Source organism: Serratia proteamaculans, assembly GCF_008830365.1.
Taxonomy (GTDB): Bacteria; Pseudomonadota; Gammaproteobacteria; order Enterobacterales; family Enterobacteriaceae; genus Serratia; species Serratia proteamaculans.
Window position 1 is genome coordinate 695,975 of sequence record NZ_WBKI01000002.1, and the last position, 20,782, is coordinate 716,756.

A 20,782-nucleotide genomic window follows, 5' to 3' on the forward strand; every position below is an offset into this window, starting at 1 on the left:
GATATGGCTGATAATTCAGTATCTGCTCCAACACCAGGGAGCTGGCTGCAACGGCGTTTTCAACTGCATGCGCGGCAAAGTAATGTCAAAACCGAATGTCTGGCCGGTATCACCGGTTTTCTGGCGGCAGCCTACCTGCTGGTGGTGATCCCCGGATTGCTGGCTGTCGGCGGTATGGATAAGGGCGCAGTCACTACCGGTACCATTCTGGTGTTTGTGCTGGGGACCTTGCTGATGGCGTTTTACGGCAACCTGCCGTTTATCGTCGGGCCGGGCATTGGTGGTTCGGTGCTGGTCGGCGTCACGTTGGCGGGCAGCGAAGGCATCAGTTGGCAGATTGGTCTGGGTATTGCCTGCTGGTCCGGCATTCTGTTTTTCGCTCTGACCCGGCTGGGATTACGCGAGGTGGTGACCCGCTCGGTGCCGCAATCGATCAAGCTGGGGCTGACGGCCTCTATCGGGCTGTTTGTGGCAATACTGGGTTTCCGCAATGCCGGACTGGTGCTGGCCAACGCTAAATCCAATGCATTGATGCTGGGTGATTTCACCGCACCCGGTGCGTTAATCGCCCTGTGCGGCTTGTTTTTGGCGATTGCCCTGCAGGCCCGACGCATTCCCGGCGCTATTTTATGGGCGATCCTGTTTGCGACTCTGGTGGGTATCCCGTTCGGCGTTACCCACCTGCCGGACAGCCTGATGGCAATGCCGCATTCATTGGCCCCGGTGCTCGGCCATGTTGATCTGATCGGTGCACTGAATATCGCCTTTCTGCCTTATTTGTTCGTCTTTTTCGCCTCGGAGTTTTTCTCCACCATGGGCACTACGCTGGCCGTGGGTGGTGAAGCCGGGCTACTGGACGAACACGGCAATATGCCACACATCAACCGCCCCTTTATGGTGGACTCTATCGCTGCTGCGCTGGGCCCTATAGTCGGTATTCCTGCCGCCACCGCGCTGATTGAATCCTCTGCGGCGGCCGAAGCCGGGGGTAAAACCGGGTTAACCGCATTGGCGGCCGCGGTGATGTTTCTACTGATGCTGCTGTTCACACCGATTGCCCTGATGATCCCGAAAGAAGCCACTGCCCCGGCGCTGATCCTAATCGGCCTGAATATGTTTAGCGGACTGCGCAAAGTTGATTTAGCCAACTTCACCGACGGCCTGCCGGTGCTGATGATGGTCATGATCACGCTGATCGCCAACAGCTTCGGTACCGGCATCGCCGGCGGGCTGCTGTTCTACATCATTATCAAAGTGATTGCCGGCAAATGGCGTGAAGTGCCGGTCGGCCTCTATTTTCTGGCGATCCCACTGGCATACTATTTCGCCACCTTGGTAAGGCATTAATCTGCAAGTGTTGCGCTGATAACATATCAGCGCAACACTTCAGTCATTCGATAACAAACACAAATCACAATGTTTCACGATAAAACCTCCACTCACCAAATCCTCTGCTATGATTTAATCTCCACTATTTTAAATTATTAAACCACAAAGTATAAAATTTTTCATAAATGTCACCCAGAAAATATCGCCACTATTATTTAATTAAAAAACAAATAAAAAACAAATAAAAAACAAATAAAAAACAAAAACATAAATGCACCACCGACATCTAAATCCCACTATTTAACCGTCCCAAAAAATGGATGGGATTGCTTTTTTATATTAACAATATCGCCTTCGGATATTTTACATTTAGTCTGATCCCACTGATTTAATATTTTTTATTTAAACTTGCTCAATACCAATCTTCTATTACATTTAGTATTTGAGTTACAACTCGTTACAACGGAAGTAAAAGCTACCTAACTTCGCCATCTAAAATCCAGCGAGGATTCCAATGAAATTAACACCCATCATGAGAGGGTTAGCGTTAGCGGGAGTGCTAACTACCTTCGCAATTCCATCCTGGGCAGAGGTTGCACCGAAAGAAGCGGCCCCCGCAACCAAACAAGCCAATGATGCACTGTACGATCAGCTCCCCTTCTCAGATAACACCGATTTTGCCAACGCGCACAAAGGTTTCATAGCTGCCTTGCCAACCGAAATTATCAAAGGTGAGCAAGGTAATGTCATTTGGAACCCACAGCAGTATGCATTCATCAAGGAAGGCGAAAAAGCGCCGGATACCGTAAACCCGAGCCTGTGGCGTCAGTCGCAGTTGATTAACATCAGCGGCCTGTTTGAGGTCACAGATGGTGTTTACCAGATCCGTAACCTGGATCTGTCCAACATGACCATCATTGAGGGAAAAGAGGGTGTGACTGTGGTTGACCCTCTGGTTTCAGCCGAAACCGCCAAAGTGGGCATGGATCTCTATTTTAAAAACCGGGGAAAAAAACCGGTTGTCGCTGTTATCTACACTCATAGCCACGTAGACCACTACGGTGGCGTACGAGGTGTGGTCGATGAAGCTGATGTTAAGTCGGGTAAAGTGAAAGTTTATGCGCCCGCCGGCTTTATGGAAGCAGCCGTGGCAGAAAATATCATGGCGGGTAACGTCATGAGTCGCCGCGCCAGCTACATGTATGGCAACCTGTTGAAGCCAGAAACCAAAGGTCAGGTTGGTGCAGGTCTGGGTACCACCACGTCGGCAGGTACCGTCACCCTGATTGCCCCAACCAACATCATTGAGAAAGATGGTCAAAAAGAGGTCATCGACGGCCTTACTTATGATTTCATGCTGGCACCAGGCTCTGAAGCACCATCAGAAATGCTGTGGTTTATCGAAGAGAAGAAACTCATCGAAGCGGCAGAAGATGTGACCCATACGCTGCATAATACTTATTCCCTGCGTGGCGCAAAAATTCGTGAGCCGCTCCCTTGGTCAAAATATATCAACGAAGCGATAGTTCGCTGGGGCGACAAAGCGGAAATCATTATGGCTCAGCACCACTGGCCAACCTGGGGCAACGAAAACGTCGTTAACCTTCTCAAGAGTCAGCGCGATCTTTACCGCTATATTAATGACCAGACTCTGAGAATGGCGAATGAAGGCCTGACCCGCGACGAAATAGCCGCGAAGTTCAAACTGCCGGACAGCCTGGCGAAAACCTGGGCCAACCGAGGTTATTACGGTTCTGTAAGTCATGATGTCAAAGCAACTTATGTGCTCTATCTTGGCTGGTTTGACGGTAATCCGGCCACGCTGGATGAACTGCCGCCGGAAGAGGCTGCGAAGAAATTTGTCGATTACATGGGCGGTGCTGATGCGATCCTTAAGAAAGCCAAAACCGACTTTGATCAGGGCAATTACCGTTGGGTTGCTCAGGTCGTCAGCAAAATAGTCTTTGCCGATCCGAAGAATCAGGATGCACGCAATCTTGAGGCCGATGCGCTGGAACAACTGGGCTATCAGGCTGAATCTGGCCCATGGCGTAACTTCTATCTCACCGGTGCTCAGGAGCTACGTAACGGCGTGGTGAAAGGGCCAACCCCGAATACGGCCAGTCCGGATACCGTGCGGGCGATGACGCCAGAGATGTTCTTTGACTTCCTGGCTGTACATATCAACGGAGAAAAAGCAGGCAAGGCCAAAGCCGTGTTTAACATTGATCTGGGCAGCGATGGCGGCAAGTATAAGCTGGAACTGGAAAATGGAGTACTCAACCACACCGCCAATGCCGAAGCTAAAGATGCCGATGCCACTCTCACGCTTAACCGCGACACCTTGAATAAAATTATCCTCAAGGAAGAAACGCTAAAACAGGCGGAGGATAAGGGAGAAGTGAAGGTGACGGGTAACGCTGCAAAAATGGACGAAATGTTAGGCTATATGGATAACTTTGAATTCTGGTTCAATATTGTGACTCCGTAACCCCAATACCCTGCGGCTTTCTACGTCGCAGGGTAAATCCGACCAATACCAACGGTTCTCATATTGCCCTGCCGCCCTGCCACATTTAACCCCCTCCAACAGCCCATCGTCTCTTTCTGGCATCATGAAATTCGCCGGCATGCTGCCCTTGCGCTTTGCTTTTAGCCTGCAGTAGGTAATTTAAGGATTTAGTTTTATCGAGGGATAGCAAATGTCTTGGGGGAGGACGAGCAGAGATTGCTCAGTGACTGAAATTGGTGGAGGCCCTGCCAGCTACATCCCGGCACACACGTCACCTGCTGCGGCTGCTTCCTTCCGGATCTGACCGAGTTCACAAGTTAGTGTTGCGGGAGAACCAACAGGGCCCCCATTGACGGCTTCACATGACTGCGAAGCGGTGGCTAGTATCGGTGATGGCCAACCAAATAGCAAGCCAACCGGGGCCAACCGCTGTTTTCTTACCCACCTTGGCTGTGGCACACTTCCCTTATTGGTTTTTGCTGCAGCAGGAAAACAGAAATGGAACCAGAAGACGCCTCATTCAGCCAGCGCGTATTCCATGTGGTGGCTGCCATTCCCTATGGTAAGGTCACGACCTATGGCGAAGTGGCGAAACTGGCCGGTTCACCGCGCGCCGCGCGTCAGGTCGGTGGCGTATTAAGACGCCTGCCGGAAGGCAGCAGCCTGCCCTGGCATCGGGTGATTAACCGACACGGACAAATTTCGCAGCAGGGGGAGGACTTCCAACGCCAGCGGCAGGCATTGCTTGAGGAAGGGATTATCTTCGGTACGCACAGCACGGTTGACCTGCTGGTTTATGGTTGGCGCTGGTAACAACAAAACAGCCTTTGGCCGGAGCGCAAAGGCTGTTAAGGGTTTACTGCTTAAGGATTACCGGCTTACGGCATGGTCGCCGGGGCGGCCTGAACGGCAACACCCTGCACCGGAACCATCACCAGATCGGCACGGGTACCGTTACGGTTCACCACTTCCTGGATAGTATCGGTAATAAAGGTCATCTGACCATTTACCGTAATTGCCGCACTCAGGATAATGCGTGCATTAGGCTGAATATCGGCCGGATTGTACGGCAGGACAAAATTAAACGGCGCCTGCTTGCCCTCGGTGCGAACCGCACGCTGGGCGATCACTTTAGACGGGGCATCCGCCAACGAGGCATCAGAGAGCGTGACGGTCAGCACCGCATCCGGTGGCAGCGCAATGCGCTGGCGAATGTTAACCGAACCAGTCACCGCCGGGCCCTGAATCTGCGTTTGCGCAATCGCCGGGTTTCCCGCTGTCGGAACAGGCACGTCCGCACTCTTTTGGGCACAGCCTGCCAGGGTAACGGTTAACGCTGCTGCTCCACCTACGATTTGCCAGAGTTTCATGGATCGGTCTCCTTTTTTATTATCAACACGTTGGTGGCTTTCACCACCGCACCTATTAAACTTAGCACAAAACACTGAAAAATCCATTTAGTCCTGCCTATTAATCACTTACCCCTCTAATAACACTCAGCATTCAGTCAATTTTCTCTGTGCCATAACGCAATATATTGACGTCTTGCCGTGATATTCCGCACACTGCGCAAAATGATTATTAAAAGGGTAGTAACTTTATGAGCCAGGCACTGAAAAACCTCCTCGATCTGCTGGATCTGGAGAAAATTGAAGAAGGGCTGTACCGCGGGCAAAGCGAAGATCTGGGGTTACGCCAGGTATTCGGTGGTCAGGTGGTGGGTCAGGCGCTGTATGCCGCCAAACAATCGGTACCGGCGGAGCGCAGCGTTCACTCGTTCCACAGCTATTTTCTGCGTCCAGGTGACAGCAGCAAGCCGATTGTTTATGACGTGGAAATCCTGCGTGACGGCAACAGCTTTAGTGCCCGACGCGTCAGTGCCATTCAGCACGGTAAACCCATTTTCTATATGACCGCGTCCTTCCAAAGCCCGGAAGAAGGTTTTGAACATCAGAACACCATGCCGGACGTACCACCGCCAGAAGGTTTGATGTCTGAGTCAGACATTGCCCAGAAGCTGTCGCATATGCTGCCGGACAAGGTACGTGAGAAGTTTATCGGCCAGAAGCCGATTGAGATGCGTCCGGTCAAATTCCACAATCCGCTGAAAGGCAGTGTGGAAGATCCGCACCGCTACGTGTGGTTCCGCGCCAACGGTACCATGCCGGACGATCTGCGCATCCATCAATATTTGCTGGGTTATGCGTCTGACTTCAACTTCCTGCCGACGGCGTTGCAACCACACGGCGTCGGTTTCCTGGAGCCCGGCATGCAGGTAGCCACCATCGATCACTCAATGTGGTTCCACCGCCCATTCCGCATGGATGACTGGCTGCTGTACGTAGTGGAAAGCACTTCCGCTTCCGGTGCTCGTGGATTTGTACGCGGCCAATTCTATACCCGTGAAGGCGTACTGGTTGCCACCACGGTACAGGAAGGCGTGATCCGCCAACGCGAAGCCTAAACGCAAGCCAAAGAAAAAGGGCGATGTTTCCATCGCCCTTTCTATCATCATTATTTTTCGAATTATTTAGCGCACTGCCCTTCTTCAGGCCTATTGGTTATAGGCACTCTCGCCATGGCTGTTGACGTCCAGACCTTCGCGTTCCTGTTCTTCCGGTACGCGCAGACCAACGATGGCGCCCGCCACTTTGAAGGCAATGAAAGCGGCCACACCAGACCACACCAGCGTGGTTACCACGCTTAACAGCTGGATCCACACCTGATGCCCCATGGTGACCCCCTCTGCATACCCCGTGCCACCCAGTGAAGCGGAGGTGAATACCCCGGTCAGCAAGCAACCGACGATACCGCACACGCCATGTACACCGAACACGTCACAGGTATCATCTACCTTCAGCCATTTCTTCAGCGTGACCACACCCCACAGACCGGCAATGCCGCCAATCAGGCCGATAATCAACGCCCCGCCCACGCCCACGGTGCCTGCCGCCGGTGTGATGGCAACCAGCCCGGCGATCATGCCGGAACAGGCGCCCAACAGTGAAGGTTTGCCACGAACAATCCACTCGGCAAAGGTCCAGGAGAGGATAGCACCCGCAGTCGCCACCACGGTGTTCAGGAACGCCAGTGCCGCAATGCCGTTAGCCGCGCTGGCAGAACCGGCGTTAAAGCCAAACCAGCCAATGTACAGAATGGAAGCCCCGGTAAACACCATTGGCAGGTTGTGCGGTTTGAACGCTTCTTTACCGAAACCGGCCCGTTTGCCCAACAGGTAAGCCCCCACCAGACCGGCGCTTGCGGCGTTAATATGCACAACGGTACCGCCGGCGAAGTCCAGCGCGCCATCAGCGGCCAGGAAGCCGCCGCCCCACACCATGTGGGCAATCGGCAGGTAAGAGATGGTGAACCAGATGGCCGCGAAGATCACCACCGCAGAGAAGCGGATGCGCTCGGCAAAGCCGCCCACTATCAGCGCCACTGTAATACAGGCGAATGAACACTGGAACGCCACGTGGATCATCTGGCTAAAGGTTCCGGTGACACTATCGATACCAATGCCTTTCAGCATCGCCGTCTGGAAACCGCCGAAGAACGCATTGCCTTCGCTGAAGGCCAGGCTGTAGCCATAAAGCACCCACAGCACGCACACCAGTGCAAAGGTGACGGTCACCTGGGTCAACATGGAGAGCACGTTTTTGGAACGCAGCAAACCACCGTAAAACAAAGCGACACCCGGCAGGGTCATGAACAGCACCAAAGCGGTGCAAATCATCATGAAGGCGTTATCCGCCTTGTCTGCGACCGCCGGAGCGGCCAGTGCCAAAGAAGGAACCATGGTTACCGTACTCAGGCCCAACATGGATAAAAGTTTTTTCATTATCAATCCATCCCCATTACTTTACTGAGCCAGTGATTACAGTGCTGCTTCGTCTGTTTCGCCGGTGCGAATGCGAATGACACGTTGCAATTCGGCAACGAAAATTTTGCCGTCACCGATTTTGCCGGTGTAGGCCGCTTTACTAATGACATCAACCACTTCATCTAACTGATCGTCAGCGATAGCGATGTCGATTTTTACTTTAGGTAAGAAGTTGACGCTGTATTCAGCTCCGCGATAGAGCTCAGCATGTCCCTTCTGGCGACCAAAGCCTTTTACTTCGCTTACGGTCAGCCCCTGAATACCTACAGAGGATAGGGCTTCACGCACGTCCTCCAGCTTGAATGGTTTAATCACCACGGTCACCAGCTTCATATTGCCCCTCCACGAATTAAGCCCAAACTCACCCCTGGTACGAGTCTTATAAAGCAAAGGCTATGCCACAAATGGTTTTGTACGCTAATTCAGCAAATTAACCGGCAGGACGGCAATCGGGCGCACTGCGATGAGCCAGCGACACGCTACCGCACAAGGAATTGATTAAATATTGCGCACTACTTTGGTGCGTGACGCGTCGAAAAAGTGCAGAGAAAGGGATTTAAAACGCGGCGATGCCAGTTTGTGGTGCGTAGCGGAAAAGAAAGAGGCCGCTAAAGCGGCCTCTGACATTATGCAGTTTGTGTTTCTTCGCGGTTGGCGGCAGCCAGCTCTTCACCCACCAGTTGCAGTTGATACATCTGGTAGTAACGCCCCTGCTGCGCCAGCAGTTGCTGATGGTTGCCCTGCTCGACCGCCTGACCGCGGTGCAACACCAGAATCGAATCGGCATCCACAATGGTCGACAAACGGTGAGCGATCACCACCAGCGTGGTGTGTTCGCGGATCAAACGCAGCGCCCGCTGAATCGCTTGTTCCGTGCCTGAGTCAATATTGGCGGTGGCCTCATCGAGGATCAGGATCTGCGGTGCCTGTACCAATACCCTGGCCATCGCCAATAACTGCTTCTGGCCCACCGACAGATTATTGCCCTGTTCGCCCAGCCGGGTATGAATACCCTGCGGGAAGCTGCGCACCAATTCGGCCAGTTGTACCGTTTTCAATGCCTGCCAAACCGCCTCTTCGCTGATATTGCGTCCCAGCGTGACGTTGGCCAGCACTGACTCGGCGATCACCACCGGGTCCTGCTGCACCATCGCGACACCCTGGCGCAGAGTCCGGTGTGAAAGGCTGGCCAGAGGACGTCCGTCGAGACGCACTTCACCCTGATCGACCGGGTAATAGCCCATCAGCAGGTTGGCCAGCGTGCTCTTACCGCTGCCGGTATGGCCGACCAGCGCCACGAAGCCACGCGAAGGGACCGATAGCGAAATATGCTGCAGTACCTTTTTGTCATCACGGTAGGCAAAACTCAGGTCGTCAATATCAATACGACCGCTCTCCAGCGGGCGATCGTCCGCCCCGTAGCTCTGCTGTTTGCGATCCATCAGTTCGAAAATACGCTCACCGGCCACCACCGCCTGCTGCAGGATAGACTGCTGCGATGTCAGCTCAATCAGCGGCTCATTCAGACGACCCAGATAGTTGATAAAGGCATACAGCACACCAACGCCGATCGACCCCTCACCGCTGAAACCGAACAACATCAGCAGACCGCACAGTACCAGCGCCGAGAACAGGCTGAGCAGCGGACGCAACAGGAAACCGTCCAACCGCAGCGTCTGCATACGCGCGGTATAGTGTGAACGGCTGGCGGCGCTCATGCGCTCCCCGAAGCGGATCTGCTGGCGGAACTGCTGGATCACGCCCATGCCGTTAATCACTTCGTTAAAGCCGTCGTTGATGTCCGCCAGATAGCTACGCACCCGGCGCACAATAGGAATGCTGTAGTACTGATAAATGCCCATCACCACAAATACCGCCGGGAAGATGCAGATCGCCACCAGCGCCATACGCCAGTCAAGACTGAACATCGCCACCAGCATGGCACCGATCAGCGCCGCGCTTTTCAGCACCGTGGACACCACCATCACGTACAGATCTTTGATCACCTCGGTGTCATTGGTCACCCGCGAGATCAACTGCCCGACCGGTTGGGTATCAAAGGCGCTCAGCGGTTGGCGCAACGCAGCGTCCATCACGTCAGTTCGCAGACGTTGAACCACCCCGACCGCCGCCTGGTTGAACAACAACGCCTGAAAATAGTGCAGCGCCGCCGCCAACAGCTCCAGCAGGATATAGGCTGCTGCCAGCCCGCAAACGATCATCAGCGGTAACTGGCCCTTGGCAACGTAGTTATCGATAAAGTAACTGACCAGGATCGGCCCGGCGACTTCCGCCGCCGCGGCGACCCACAGCATCAATACCGCCAGCCCCAGCGGCTTTCGGTACGGCGATCCATAAGCCAGCAAGCGCTTCAGCGTCGGCCACAGCTTTTGCATCTTATTCATTGGCTTCACTCTCCTCGCCGCTTTCCGGGGCCTCATCCAATGCCGCCTCCAGTTGCTGATAGCGATACATATCGCGATACCAGCCGGGTTGAGCGGCCAGGGACGCATGCTGGCCACGCTGTGCCACAGCGCCGTGCTGGATCACCAGAATTTCGCTGGCTTCGGTCAGTGCCGAAAGCCGGTGCGCGCTGATAATCACCGTGCGGTTTTGCCCCCAGCTGCGCAGGTTATGCAGGATTTGGTGTTCGGTACGGCCATCCACCGCCGACAACGCGTCGTCGAGGATCAGGATTTCTGCATCCAGTAACAGGGCGCGGGCAATGGAGATACGTTGCTTCTGCCCCCCAGAGAGCATCACGCCACGCTCGCCCACCTCGGTTTCATAACCCTGCGGCAGGCGCAAAATATCCTCATGCACACTGGCCAGGCGGGCCGCGCGCTCAATCTGTTCCTGCGTCGCCCCCGGATTTCCCAGCGCGATGTTGTTCGCCACGCTGTCCGAGAACAAGAAGGGTGTCTGGCTGACCACGGACAACCTCGAGCGCCAGTCGTCGAGTTTGACCTGGGTCAACGGCAGCCCCTGATAGCTGATCTGGCCGTCATCAACATCGAACTGGCGCTGGATCAGTGACAGCAGCGTCGATTTACCGGCGCCGGTCGGCCCACACAGGCCAAGCATTTGCCCTGGTTCCAGCTTCAGCACCACATCATGCAGCGTCGGCTGACTATTGCCCGGGTAGTGGAATGCGCGGATATCGATCGCCAGATTGCCACGCCCGGCCGGCAGCGATCGCTCACCGTCGGTCACTGCCGGGGCTTCTTCCAGCAGGCTGCAAATACGGCTATAGGCCGCGCTGCCGCGTTCAACGATGTTGAACATCCAGGCCAGCGCCAGCATCGGCCAAATCATCAGGCCGAGGTACATCACGAAGCTGGTCAGTTGGCCCAGCGTCATGGTTCCGTTCACCACCATCCAACTGCCGCCGCCGATCGCCAGTAGATTGGCGGTACCGATGGCGATATAAATCGTTGGGTCGAAACGAGCATCCACCCGCGCCACGTGCATGTTTTTGGCACCGGTCTGGGCAGCGACTTCGGCAAACTGATTAGACTGATGATCTTCCAGACCGAACGCCTTGATCATACGGATGCTGGTCATGCTTTCCTGCGCCTGATCGTTCAGGCTGGAGAACGCCGCCTGCGCCGATTTAAAACGCTGGTGTAACTGGTCGCCGTAGTACTTGATAACGATCGCCATGATTGGCATGGGGATCAGCGACAACAGGGTTAGCTGCCAACTAATTTGGGTGCTCATCACCACCAGCACCGCCAATCCCATCACCAGCGAATCCACCAGCGTCAGCACCCCTTCACCAGCAGCGAAAACCACCCGATCGACATCGTTGGTGGCGCGCGCCATCAGATCACCGGTACGGTGGCGTAAATAGAAGGCCGGATTCTGACGGCTAAGTTGGCGGTAGAAGTTTTCACGCAGTTCGACGGCAAGCTGGTAGGACGCCCCAAACAACAGCACCCGCCACACGTAGCGCAGCAGGTAGACAACCACGGCGGTGCCAAGCATCAGTCCCAACCATGCCATCAGCACGCCGCCGGACATCTGTTTTTCGGTGATGCCATCCACAATGATCCCCACCAGCTTGGGCGGCAATAGTTGCAGTATGGCAATGATGATCAGCAGCACCACCGCCCCGAGGTAGCGACGCCACTCGCGGCGGAAATACCAGCCGATTTGAGCAAATAGTCTCACGCAGTTTTATTCCAGGATGTAATGGTTTTGTCTCTTGTTCTGCCTCAGCAGAGTAGGATACCACCGTTACTTTGCCAATTTGGTGAACTTTTCACTCAGGAATCGGCAGTGCAGTGGTGTATTTGATTTTTTCCATTGCGAAGCTGGAAGTGACGTCGATCAGCCCCGGTACACCGTTCACCAGACGCTTGTAAAAGCTGTCGTAGCTCTTCATATCCGCCACTTCCACCTGCATCAGGTAGTCGTATTCTCCGGCCATGCGATAGAACGCCAGCACCTCTGGCATCTGCTTGGTCAGTTGCACAAACTGTTGATACCATTCGCTGCTGTGCTGCTGGGTTTTGATCAGCACAAATGCCGTCAGGCCCAGGCCGAGCTTTTCGTTATCCAGCAGCGCGACTCGCCCCCGGATATAACCGTCCTCTTCCAGCCGCTTGAGCCTTTTCCAGCAGGGGGTCGACGTCAGATTGACCGCGTCGGCCAACACCTGCAGCGGCTGCGTACAGTCCTGTTGCAGCATGCACAGTAATTTACGGTCTGTTTTATCTAGCATATCGTCAACCAGGAGAATAGTTTTCTCTCATTAGGCGATTAAACAGGAAAAATGGCAATCCTTTTTTCCCCACAGCAGGCTATATTATGCATCAAACAAGCCCCCTATTCTGAGGCCAGATGATGACAAATTCTTGGGTAAAATATGCTATCGGCGAAATAGAAGCGGATTTTCAACGCTCCGCCGATACCCACCTGATCCGCCTGAACCTGCCGGAATTTCCCGGTATCTGCCTGTACCTGAAAGACGAAAGCACTCACCCGACCGGCAGCCTGAAGCACCGCTTGGCGCGTTCACTGTTCTTGTACGGCCTATGTAACGGCTGGATCACCGAAAACACCACGATTATCGAGGCCTCCTCCGGCAGTACGGCGGTGTCCGAAGCCTACTTCTCCCGGTTGATTGGCCTGCCGTTTATTGCCGTAATGCCTTCCTGCACCGCACGCCGCAAGGTTGAGCAGATCGCGTTCTACGGCGGTCGTTGCCACTTCGTCGACCATGCGGCGCAGATTTACGCCGTTTCCGAACAGTTGGCTCAAGAGCTGAACGGCCACTATATGGATCAGTTCACCTACGCCGAGCGGGCAACCGACTGGCGCGGCAACAACAACATCGCCGACAGCATCTTCCGGCAGATGGCGCGCGAACCCTTCCCGGTGCCAAAACATATCGTGATGAGCGCCGGCACTGGCGGCACCTCCGCGACTCTGGGGCGCTATATCCGCTATCAGGGGCACGACACCCGCCTGACAGTGGTCGACCCGGAAAACTCGGTGTTCTATGATTGCTTCCACCAGCGCGACCGTACCCTTATCGGCAGTTGCGGCAGCCGTATCGAGGGCATTGGCCGCCCACGCGCCGAGCCCTCGTTTATTCCGTCGGTGGTCGACAGCATGATCCGCGTGCCTGATGCCGCCAGCGTCGCCACCATCCACTGGCTGGAGACAGTTCTCGGGCGCAAGGTGGGGGCTTCTACCGGCACCAACGTATGGGGCGCGCTGCAGTTGGCGAAGCAAATGCGAGAAAACGGCGAGCAGGGTTCCATCGTCACTCTGCTGTGCGACAGCGGTGAACGCTACCTGGACACCTATTACAACCCAGAATGGGTCAGCAACAATATCGGTGATCTGACGCCGTATCTGGCGCAGCTGGCGGATTTGTAATCGGCAGGTTCAGACGAAAAAAAGCCGGGTAAGTCTTACCCGGCGGCTGCCAATAAAGCCTCATAATTCGGGGGAATAGGTGAGGTAAGGTGAACGCAGCCAATGTTGCAAATAGTGAGCCACCGCCTGCTGTTCGCAGTGACCGATAACCTGTAGCTGTGGCAACAGCGACTTCAACTGTGGCAGAGCATTGCCCATCACCACCCCGTGCCCTACCGCCGCCAGCATTTCCTTGTCGTTCATCGCATCACCAAACGCCATACAATCCGCCATCTCCAGCCCCAGATGGCGGCTCAGCATATCCAGCGCCGACCCCTTGTTGCAGCCCAGTGGCAATACCTCCAGGCATTCATAAGCCGAGAAACAAAGATCGACACGCGCTGCAAAGTGCTGGCGCAGCTGCACCTGAAGTTTCAGCAATTCCTCGTGCGGACCAACAAAACAAACCTTGCTGTTACCGAACGCCGGTAAACGTCGCAGTTCGGTAAGTTGATAATGGAAGCCGCTCAGATGGTGGGCCAGCAACATTTCCTCCGGCACCGCAAACCCGGTCATCCAGCCTTCATCACGGAAGACGTGCATGCTGGCGTCGGTTCGCCAGTGGGTATGCAGCACCTCTTCGGCAATATCGGCTGGCAAGTCGGTGGCGTGCAGTTGCTGCCCCTGATTGTCATAGACCCGCGTGCCGTTACCGGTAATCAGGTAGCCTTGCAGGCCTAACTGCGCCATGATCGGCTGCGCATCAAGGTAGTGCCGCCCAGTGGCGAAAGTGACGATCATCTCCCGCTCGAGGAGTTGCTTTAGCACCGCCAGAGTTTCCGGTCCGACCCGGTGATCCGGTGTCAACAACGTGCCGTCCATATCAAAAGCCGCCAGGCGATACATAAAGACCTCATGAATGTGAACGCGATTACAGTCCCTGCAGTATGGGATGGTATTTGCGGAAGTAATAGTGAACAATTCTGGAAAACTGTTCCGGATTTACTAACATGCGCCTGACCCACCGCCTCAGCCAATATCAACGCCTGTACCTGCAACTCGGTAGCACACCGGTCGCCATCACCATTGGTGAGCTGGCAGCGATGTTCTATTGCAGCGAGCGCCACGCCCGCACTCTGGTGCAGCAACTGCAGGATCAGGGCTGGCTGAGTTGGCAGTCACAGCCCGGGCGCGGTAAACGTGCGTGTTTGCATTGCCTGAAAACGCCGGACGAGCTGCGGGCTGCCCATCTCCAGAGGCTGCTGCAGGAGGGCGATCATCAGGGCGCGTTGGAAATGGCGCAGTTAGATCCGCAACATTTACAGGAACTGCTTAGCCCACATCTTGGTGGTCAATGGCAAGCTGGCAGCCCAACGCTGCGTATCCCCTACTACCGCACGCTCGAATCGCTGGATCCGCTGACCCTTACCGGCCGAGCCGAACAGCATTTGGTTGCCACCCTGCATGCCGGGTTAACGCGGTTTATTACCGGTAATCCCGAGCCACAATCAGATCTGGCTCACCATTGGCAAATCAGCCATGACGGCCTGCGCTGGCAATTCTTTCTGCGCAGCCAACTACGCTGGCACAACGGTGAACCACTGACCGGCCAGCAACTGCTGCAAACGCTGGAAAAACTGCAGCAGCATCCTCGCAGTCAACCCAGCCTGGCCAACGTTGCCAACCTCAGTCTGCCCCATCCGCTGTGCCTGCAGTTTGATTTGCAGCATCCGGACTACTGGCTGGCGCACCGGCTGGCGGAATTGCCTTGCCTGCTGACCCACCCGGATGCTTCAGGCATGGGTGCCGGCCCGTTTAAATTGACGCTGAACCAACCGCACCTGGTCCGGCTGGAGCAACACCCGTTTTACCATTTGCAGCATCCCTATCTGGAGAGCATTGAGTATTGGATCACTCCCGAACTGAATGTTGGCGATGCTTATACCAGTTGCCAGCATCCGGTACGCATTACCCTTGGCCAGCAGGAAGAGATGGCGTTGGCCCGGCCGGTACAGCGCAGCATGAGCCTGGGTTGGTGCTATCTGGCGGTGAATTTGAAGCACGGCGTACTCAGTGAAGCACAGGGGAAAAAACTGCTGATGCTGATCCAGCGATCCGGCCTGCTGGCTAATCTGCCGGTGCCCAACAGCGTCATCACCCCCAGCCACGAAATGCTGCCCGGCTGGGCAATCCCACTGCATCAGGCCGACGAGGATATTGCCCTGCCCGCCAAATTGACGCTGTTGTATCGGCCACCGGTGGAGTTGGAAACGGTCACAGTGGCCTTGCAGCAACTGTTGGCGCAACATGGCTGCGAGCTGGAGCTACGCTACTACGCGGGCAAGCGCTGGCAAAGTACCGAACAAATCGAACAGGCCGATCTGCTGCTGGCGGATAACCTGATCGGGGAATCACCGGAAGCAACGCTGGAAAGCTGGCTGCGGCAGGATACGCTGTGGCGGGGTATCCTGCCCGACGCTCGCTGGCAGCATCAGCAACAAACGCTGCAACAGATCCAGCAGCTCCCGGCACAGCCGCCGCGTTATCAGCAATTGAAAGACTATTATCAGCAGCTGATGGCGGCAGCGATCATCACCCCGCTGTTTCACTATCAGTATCAAATCAGCGCGCCACCGCGCATTCATGGCGTTACCCTGACCGCCCACGGTTGGTTCGATTTCTGTCAGGCCTGGCTACCACCGCCGGTGGACACCATGGGATCCCCTTCGACAAACTAAGTCTGGCTGGCTCTGCGGTAACCAGACATTTCTGCTACCATTGTTGCCGCAACGCATTTTTATCCTACCGCCCGAATGTGTATCGGGTAGGGTCTCAGCAATAATTTGAGGTTATTTTATGAAGCGCGCGGTTGTCGTTTTCAGCGGTGGACAAGATTCCACGACCTGCTTGATTCAGGCATTGAAACAGTATGATGAAGTTCACTGCGTCACCTTTGACTACGGCCAGCGCCATCGCGCCGAGATTGAGGTGGCTCAGGAACTGTCGGTGGCCCTGGGGGCCAAGGCGCATAAGCTGCTGGACGTAGGCCTGCTCAATGAGCTGGCGATCAGCAGCCTGACCCGTGACAACATTCCGGTTCCCGCCTACGACAGCACGCAGAGCAATGGGTTACCGAGCACCTTTGTGCCAGGTCGCAACATTTTGTTCCTGACGCTGGCAGCAATTTATGCCTATCAGGTCGAAGCTGAAGCGGTGATCACCGGCGTCTGTGAGACTGACTTCTCCGGCTACCCTGACTGCCGTGACGAGTTTGTCAAAGCGCTGAACCAGGCAATAGTGCTGGGCATCGCCCGCGATATCCGCTTTGAAACGCCACTGATGTGGCTGAACAAGGCAGAAACCTGGGCACTGGCGGATTACTACCATCAGTTGGAGCTGGTGCAACAGGACACCCTGACCTGCTACAACGGTATTAAGGGTGACGGCTGCGGTGAATGTGCGGCCTGCCATCTGCGCGCCAACGGGCTGAAGCAATACCAAATCAACAAAGCAGAAGTGATGGCGAGCCTGAAGCAAAAGACCGGTCTGGTCTGATTGAATAACGGCGGCACGGGCTGCCGCTCGTTGCTTTACTGACCTTCTGGCGGCGTGAGCACCTGCAGGTGTTCGCGCAGTTGTCCCTCAATCGGCAAGGCCCGTTGGGTTTTCAGATCGACACAAACGAAGGTCAGTAGCGCATCCGCCACCTGAGCCCCCGAGGCATCCTGCAATACCTTCTGACTCAACACGCCACTTTTGCCGTTTAGCTGCACCATCTGGCTGTCAATGCGTAGCTTGTCGCCCAATACTGCCGGGGTGCGATAGTTAATGTTGATGTTCACCACGATGAAAGCGATGTTATTTTCCGTCATCCAGCGGAAGCCTTCCTGGTTCTCCAGCCAATCCCAACGCGCCTCTTCCAGAAACTCCAGATAGCGGGCGTTATTCACGTGCTGATAAACATCAAGATGATAACCACGAACTTTGATAAAGGTCTGGTGCATAGGAAACGGCTACTCCTGCCAGGTGATTACAGAAAGAAGGAGCCGCAAGCGACTCCTTCACCCATTTGGTCAAGATGCCAAACTGGTAAGACCTGTAAAATGTAGCAGAGGAAAAAGGGCTGCATTATCACTTTGCCACACAGCCGTGATCGAAATCACATTTTGAGCCGTGTGCGATTCCTTTCAAACAGTGCAGGCCCAATGCCCGGTACTTCCTGAAGTTGCTCAATCTGCGTAAAGGGACCGTTCTGCTCACGGTAGCGCACAATGCTCTCCGCTTTCTTCAACCCTACCCCTTTGAGCATGCTGGCCAGTTGTTCTGCATCGGCCTGATTGATACTGACCGACGCCTCATCATTGGCAGCCGCTCCGGCCTCTGCACCTTGTCCTGCATTACCCGCCGGCACGGACAGCACCGGTTGCCCAGCCCCCACTTTCTCTTCCGCGGCCACCGATAGCCCGGCCAGGGAGAGCAGCGCTATGGTCAGCAACGCTTTGAAGCTGAAAGCCTTTACCGCTTTTATTTCTGTAAGTTGCATGCTGTGTCCTCCTTGTGTTTAACAGCAAGCTCACCTTGCCGCAGCGGGGAAACTTCAGCAATTGGCGGATTTCAGATATGGAAAAGGCCGCGAAAGCGGCCTTTGAGGATTACATTGCGTTGCAGAAAACTGCGGCGCTTTACTGAGGTTGCTGCTGCTCAGCGGCGCCCATGGTGATCTTGGCTTCTTTGCGCAGGCTGGCCAGCAGAGAGTCAAAGGACACGCCGGTCGAACCTTCTTCCATTTTGCTGACGAAGGTTTTCATTTCTTCTGCCGACAAAGTGCCAGGGTTCACTGCATCCAGCGCAATCAGCACCACGTTGTCCTGACGATCCTGCGACATGCCATAAACCGGCTTGCCTTCCTGCGGATGCGGCAACGCGAACACGCTCTGCACCAACTGGCTGTCTTCCGGCGCACGAGCCATCTTCTGCACGCTGCCAAAGCTCAGGCCGGCCGCTTTCATCGCCTCGTCGCCCTTACCCTGTTTCAGCTCAACCAGCAGCTTCTCGCCCTGCAGTTTCGCTTCCTGTTCCGCTTTGTTGCGTTTGACCAGCTCCGCCACGCGATCTTTCACCTGGTCGAAGGGTTCAATGCCTTCCGGCTTGTGGCCAGACACGCGGATCACGAAGGCACGGTCGCCATCAACGGTGATCACGTCGGAGTTGCTGCCCGGAGAGCCGCCCTCGCCAATCAGGGTGCCGTCAAAAATCGACTGGATGACCGGTTTGAAGTTCAGCGCTGCCGGAATATTGTCGCGGGTAAACCAGTCGGTATGCGCCGCTTTCACACCAGCAGCCTCTTCGGCTGATGCCAGAGATTCGTTATCGCTGGTAGCCGCTTCACTGACCTTCTGCTGCAGCGCGTAATAAGCGTCTACGGCTTTCTCCTGCTTAACCTGCTTGGCGATGGCGTCACGCACTTCGCTCAACGGCTTCACTTTCTCCGGCTCAATGTCGTTCAGACGGATCACTAAATACCCAACTGAGGACTTCACGACGCCGGAAAGCTGACCTTTTTCGGTCAGGTTAGCCTGCTTCAGTTCGTCTGCCGTGGTGTCCGGCTCCAGCCAGCCCAGCTCACCGCCAGTACGGCGTGAGATGATGTCGGTGGATTTGTCTTTCGCCAGCGTGGCGAAATCGCCGCCTTTTTTCAGTTCGTCCAGTACCGCATTGGCTTCCGCCTCGGTTTTCAGCTGGATCACGCTGTAGTTCTTGCGCTCAGGCTGGCCGTAGCTGCTTTTGTGCTGGTCGTAGTAGGCGCTGATATCCGCATCGGTTACCGTTACCTTGTCCTGCATGGAAGCGGCATCCATTGGGATGTAGCTTACTTTGACCTGTTCTGGCGCAATGAAGCTGTTCTTGTTCTGGCTGTAGTAGTCTTTCAGCTCGTCGTCGGTCACGGTCTGCTTGGCCTGCAACGCTTTCAGATCCAGCGTCGCCAGACGCACATCGCGCTGTTGCAGCACCAGTGCCGTCATGTCCTGAGCTTCGGCAGGCAGAATGAAGCCTGAACCGCCAAAGGCCTGGATCACCTGCTGGTTAACCAGCTGCTGACGCATGGACTGCGCAAAGTTATCGGCGGTGTAACCCATGCGGCTAATCAGATCGAGATATTTGGCGTTATCGAACTGGCCGTCAGTCTGGAAGTAAGGCGCCTTGCGGATAGCGTCTTTTACCTGATCGTCGCTGACGCTCAGACCTAATTTCTTGGCATATTGATCCAGCAGCATGTTGTCGATCAACTGTGACAGTGCCTGGTGGCGCATCTGCTGCATATAGCCTTCGTTGCCCGCCAGTGCAGAGAACTGGTCACCCAGCTGTTGCTGCATGCGGCTGCGTTCACTTTGGAAAGCCTGTTCCAGCTGAGCGCGCTCGATCACCTGACCATTTACTTTCGCTGCATAATCGCCGGAACCGCCGATCAGGTAGTTACCCACCCCGGTCAAAATAAATGACAAGATGATCAGGGCCAGGATGATTTTGAGCACGACGTTATTAGCTGCCGCGCGTAAATTGTCCATCATAGTGTGACAACACTCCGCTGTGATGTGGATTAAAAACACCCTTGCGCAGGCGCGTTCCCTGCGACAAAAATAAAAAAAGCGCATCAATCTGATGCGCCTTATATCTTACCTTACCAGCACCGTTGCGTCAGGTGATTGTTTATTACAAAGCCCTGTAACGCTAAACGGTTAGACGCAAACAATCAGTTTACTGCGTCTTTCAGCGCTTTCCCTGCACGGAAGGCCGGAACTTTGGCTGCCGCGATGGCGATCTCTTTACCAGTTTGCGGATTACGGCCAGTACGGGCCGAACGCTCACGCACGGTGAAGGAACCGAAACCTACCAGGGCCACATCATCCCCTTCCTTCAAGGATTCAGTAACAGATGCAATCACTGCATCTAAAGCACGCCCAGCTGCCGCTTTGGAAATATCAGCACCTGCGGCAATTTTGTCGATCAGTTGTGACTTATTCACTCTATCATCCCCTCTAGAATTCAATCGTCGCACCGAAAAATCCCTACGGCACGACAGCGCAGCTGTTATATCAATCCCATCGTACCTTGGCAAGCCACCGAAAGCGTGACAAAACGCGGGCCGACAGCTGTCTAACTTAGCGGTACAAAAAAAGACTGGCAAGTCC

At 55.0% G+C, this 20,782-nt stretch carries 18 protein-coding genes and 1 other RNA gene; 7 read left to right on the forward strand and 12 right to left on the reverse strand.

Annotation, left to right across the window (positions count from 1 at the left end; genetic code table 11):
* The first annotated feature begins 3 nt into the window (after positions 1-3).
* Both F8R23_RS12320 and F8R23_RS12325 read left to right on the forward strand, forming a co-directional pair.
* Positions 4-1,347, forward strand: a complete 1,344-nt coding sequence (locus F8R23_RS12320; protein WP_129938616.1) for an NCS2 family permease — start codon at positions 4-6, stop codon at positions 1,345-1,347.
* A gap of 496 nt (positions 1,348-1,843) precedes the next feature.
* The gene (locus F8R23_RS12325; protein ID WP_151415672.1) at positions 1,844-3,820 is read left to right on the forward strand and encodes an alkyl/aryl-sulfatase; all 1,977 of its coding nucleotides are present in this window, start codon (positions 1,844-1,846) and stop codon (positions 3,818-3,820) included.
* Between the two features lie 264 nt (positions 3,821-4,084).
* Here the strand turns inward: F8R23_RS12325 and ffs are convergent.
* Positions 4,085-4,181: signal recognition particle sRNA small type (gene ffs, locus F8R23_RS12330), an RNA gene on the reverse strand.
* A 158-nt stretch (positions 4,182-4,339) separates the two neighbouring features.
* Between ffs and F8R23_RS12335 the strand changes: the two genes are divergently transcribed.
* On the forward strand, positions 4,340-4,654 hold the full coding sequence (locus F8R23_RS12335) for an MGMT family protein (protein ID WP_112347684.1): 315 nt from the start codon (positions 4,340-4,342) through the stop codon (positions 4,652-4,654).
* Between the two features lie 65 nt (positions 4,655-4,719).
* Here the strand turns inward: F8R23_RS12335 and F8R23_RS12340 are convergent, their stop codons facing one another.
* Positions 4,720-5,211, reverse strand: coding sequence for a YbaY family lipoprotein (locus tag F8R23_RS12340; RefSeq protein WP_099065379.1), 492 nt, complete (start codon positions 5,209-5,211; stop codon positions 4,720-4,722).
* Between the two features lie 230 nt (positions 5,212-5,441).
* On the opposite strand from F8R23_RS12340, the gene tesB reads away from it, so the two are divergent.
* Positions 5,442-6,305 carry an acyl-CoA thioesterase II gene (tesB, locus tag F8R23_RS12345; protein WP_099065380.1) on the forward strand — a complete coding sequence of 288 codons (864 nt, stop codon included), beginning with the start codon at positions 5,442-5,444 and terminating at the stop codon, positions 6,303-6,305.
* Positions 6,306-6,395: 90 nt separating this feature from the next.
* Here the strand turns inward: tesB and amtB are convergent, their stop codons facing one another.
* The 5 genes from amtB to F8R23_RS12370 form a co-directional block, all read right to left on the reverse strand.
* A complete protein-coding gene (gene amtB, locus F8R23_RS12350) occupies positions 6,396-7,682 on the reverse strand; it encodes an ammonium transporter AmtB (RefSeq protein WP_129938618.1) in 1,287 nt (428 codons plus the stop codon).
* A 36-nt stretch (positions 7,683-7,718) separates the two neighbouring features.
* Positions 7,719-8,057: a P-II family nitrogen regulator gene (gene glnK / locus F8R23_RS12355; protein ID WP_012005549.1), complete on the reverse strand. Its 339-nt coding sequence runs from the start codon at positions 8,055-8,057 to the stop codon at positions 7,719-7,721.
* A 293-nt stretch (positions 8,058-8,350) separates the two neighbouring features.
* Entirely contained in the window at positions 8,351-10,129 is a 1,779-nt protein-coding gene (gene smdB, locus F8R23_RS12360) for a multidrug efflux ABC transporter permease/ATP-binding subunit SmdB (RefSeq protein ID WP_129938619.1), read from the reverse strand.
* Positions 10,122-11,897, reverse strand: a complete 1,776-nt coding sequence (locus F8R23_RS12365; RefSeq protein WP_129935941.1) for a SmdA family multidrug ABC transporter permease/ATP-binding protein — start codon at positions 11,895-11,897, stop codon at positions 10,122-10,124. The genes smdB and F8R23_RS12365 overlap by 8 nt, the downstream gene beginning before the upstream one ends.
* A 91-nt stretch (positions 11,898-11,988) precedes the next feature.
* Entirely contained in the window at positions 11,989-12,450 is a 462-nt protein-coding gene (locus F8R23_RS12370; RefSeq protein ID WP_085115469.1) for an Lrp/AsnC family transcriptional regulator, read from the reverse strand.
* A 122-nt stretch (positions 12,451-12,572) separates the two neighbouring features.
* Between F8R23_RS12370 and F8R23_RS12375 the strand changes: the two genes are divergently transcribed.
* Entirely contained in the window at positions 12,573-13,613 is a 1,041-nt protein-coding gene (locus F8R23_RS12375) for a PLP-dependent cysteine synthase family protein (RefSeq protein ID WP_129936119.1), read from the forward strand.
* A 60-nt stretch (positions 13,614-13,673) separates the two neighbouring features.
* Here the strand turns inward: F8R23_RS12375 and cof are convergent, their stop codons facing one another.
* Entirely contained in the window at positions 13,674-14,498 is an 825-nt protein-coding gene (gene cof / locus F8R23_RS12380; protein ID WP_129935942.1) for an HMP-PP phosphatase, read from the reverse strand.
* Positions 14,499-14,602: 104 nt separating this feature from the next.
* Between cof and F8R23_RS12385 the strand changes: the two genes are divergently transcribed.
* Together F8R23_RS12385 and queC are read left to right on the forward strand one after the other, a co-directional pair.
* Positions 14,603-16,330, forward strand: coding sequence for an SgrR family transcriptional regulator (locus F8R23_RS12385; RefSeq protein ID WP_129935943.1), 1,728 nt, complete (start codon positions 14,603-14,605; stop codon positions 16,328-16,330).
* 118 nt (positions 16,331-16,448) lie between these two features.
* Entirely contained in the window at positions 16,449-17,147 is a 699-nt protein-coding gene (queC, locus tag F8R23_RS12390) for a 7-cyano-7-deazaguanine synthase QueC (protein ID WP_085115466.1), read from the forward strand.
* A gap of 35 nt (positions 17,148-17,182) precedes the next feature.
* Here queC and F8R23_RS12395 read toward each other — a convergent pair whose 3' ends face one another.
* From F8R23_RS12395 to hupB, 4 genes are all read right to left on the reverse strand, one after another.
* Entirely contained in the window at positions 17,183-17,596 is a 414-nt protein-coding gene (locus tag F8R23_RS12395; RefSeq protein ID WP_151415673.1) for an acyl-CoA thioesterase, read from the reverse strand.
* A 155-nt stretch (positions 17,597-17,751) separates the two neighbouring features.
* Positions 17,752-18,135 carry a ComEA family DNA-binding protein gene (locus F8R23_RS12400; protein WP_129935945.1) on the reverse strand — a complete coding sequence of 128 codons (384 nt, stop codon included), beginning with the start codon at positions 18,133-18,135 and terminating at the stop codon, positions 17,752-17,754.
* 139 nt (positions 18,136-18,274) lie between these two features.
* Positions 18,275-20,161, reverse strand: coding sequence for a peptidylprolyl isomerase (gene ppiD / locus F8R23_RS12405; protein WP_151415674.1), 1,887 nt, complete (start codon positions 20,159-20,161; stop codon positions 18,275-18,277).
* Positions 20,162-20,343: 182 nt separating this feature from the next.
* Complete coding sequence (hupB, locus tag F8R23_RS12410) at positions 20,344-20,616, reverse strand: nucleoid-associated protein HU-beta (RefSeq protein ID WP_085115462.1); 273 nt, start codon at positions 20,614-20,616, stop codon at positions 20,344-20,346.
* Positions 20,617-20,782: the final 166 nt, after the last annotated feature.

Bases quoted from the DNA above. Each gene is read 5' to 3' on its own strand.
- queC (WP_085115466.1), top strand. From the start codon at position 16,449: ATGAAGCGCGCGGTTGTCGTTTTCAGCGGTGGACAAGATTCCACGACC.
- smdB (WP_129938619.1), bottom strand. From the start codon at position 10,129: ATGAATAAGATGCAAAAGCTGTGGCCGACGCTGAAGCGCTTGCTGGCT.
- amtB (WP_129938618.1), bottom strand. From the start codon at position 7,682: ATGAAAAAACTTTTATCCATGTTGGGCCTGAGTACGGTAACCATGGTT.
- F8R23_RS12325 (WP_151415672.1), top strand. From the start codon at position 1,844: ATGAAATTAACACCCATCATGAGAGGGTTAGCGTTAGCGGGAGTGCTA.
- F8R23_RS12400 (WP_129935945.1), bottom strand. From the start codon at position 18,135: ATGCAACTTACAGAAATAAAAGCGGTAAAGGCTTTCAGCTTCAAAGCG.
- F8R23_RS12340 (WP_099065379.1), bottom strand. From the start codon at position 5,211: ATGAAACTCTGGCAAATCGTAGGTGGAGCAGCAGCGTTAACCGTTACC.
- cof (WP_129935942.1), bottom strand. From the start codon at position 14,498: ATGTATCGCCTGGCGGCTTTTGATATGGACGGCACGTTGTTGACACCG.
- F8R23_RS12375 (WP_129936119.1), top strand. From the start codon at position 12,573: ATGACAAATTCTTGGGTAAAATATGCTATCGGCGAAATAGAAGCGGAT.
- F8R23_RS12370 (WP_085115469.1), bottom strand. From the start codon at position 12,450: ATGCTAGATAAAACAGACCGTAAATTACTGTGCATGCTGCAACAGGAC.
- glnK (WP_012005549.1), bottom strand. From the start codon at position 8,057: ATGAAGCTGGTGACCGTGGTGATTAAACCATTCAAGCTGGAGGACGTG.
- F8R23_RS12335 (WP_112347684.1), top strand. From the start codon at position 4,340: ATGGAACCAGAAGACGCCTCATTCAGCCAGCGCGTATTCCATGTGGTG.
- F8R23_RS12320 (WP_129938616.1), top strand. From the start codon at position 4: ATGGCTGATAATTCAGTATCTGCTCCAACACCAGGGAGCTGGCTGCAA.
- tesB (WP_099065380.1), top strand. From the start codon at position 5,442: ATGAGCCAGGCACTGAAAAACCTCCTCGATCTGCTGGATCTGGAGAAA.
- F8R23_RS12385 (WP_129935943.1), top strand. From the start codon at position 14,603: ATGCGCCTGACCCACCGCCTCAGCCAATATCAACGCCTGTACCTGCAA.
- ppiD (WP_151415674.1), bottom strand. From the start codon at position 20,161: ATGATGGACAATTTACGCGCGGCAGCTAATAACGTCGTGCTCAAAATC.
- F8R23_RS12395 (WP_151415673.1), bottom strand. From the start codon at position 17,596: ATGCACCAGACCTTTATCAAAGTTCGTGGTTATCATCTTGATGTTTAT.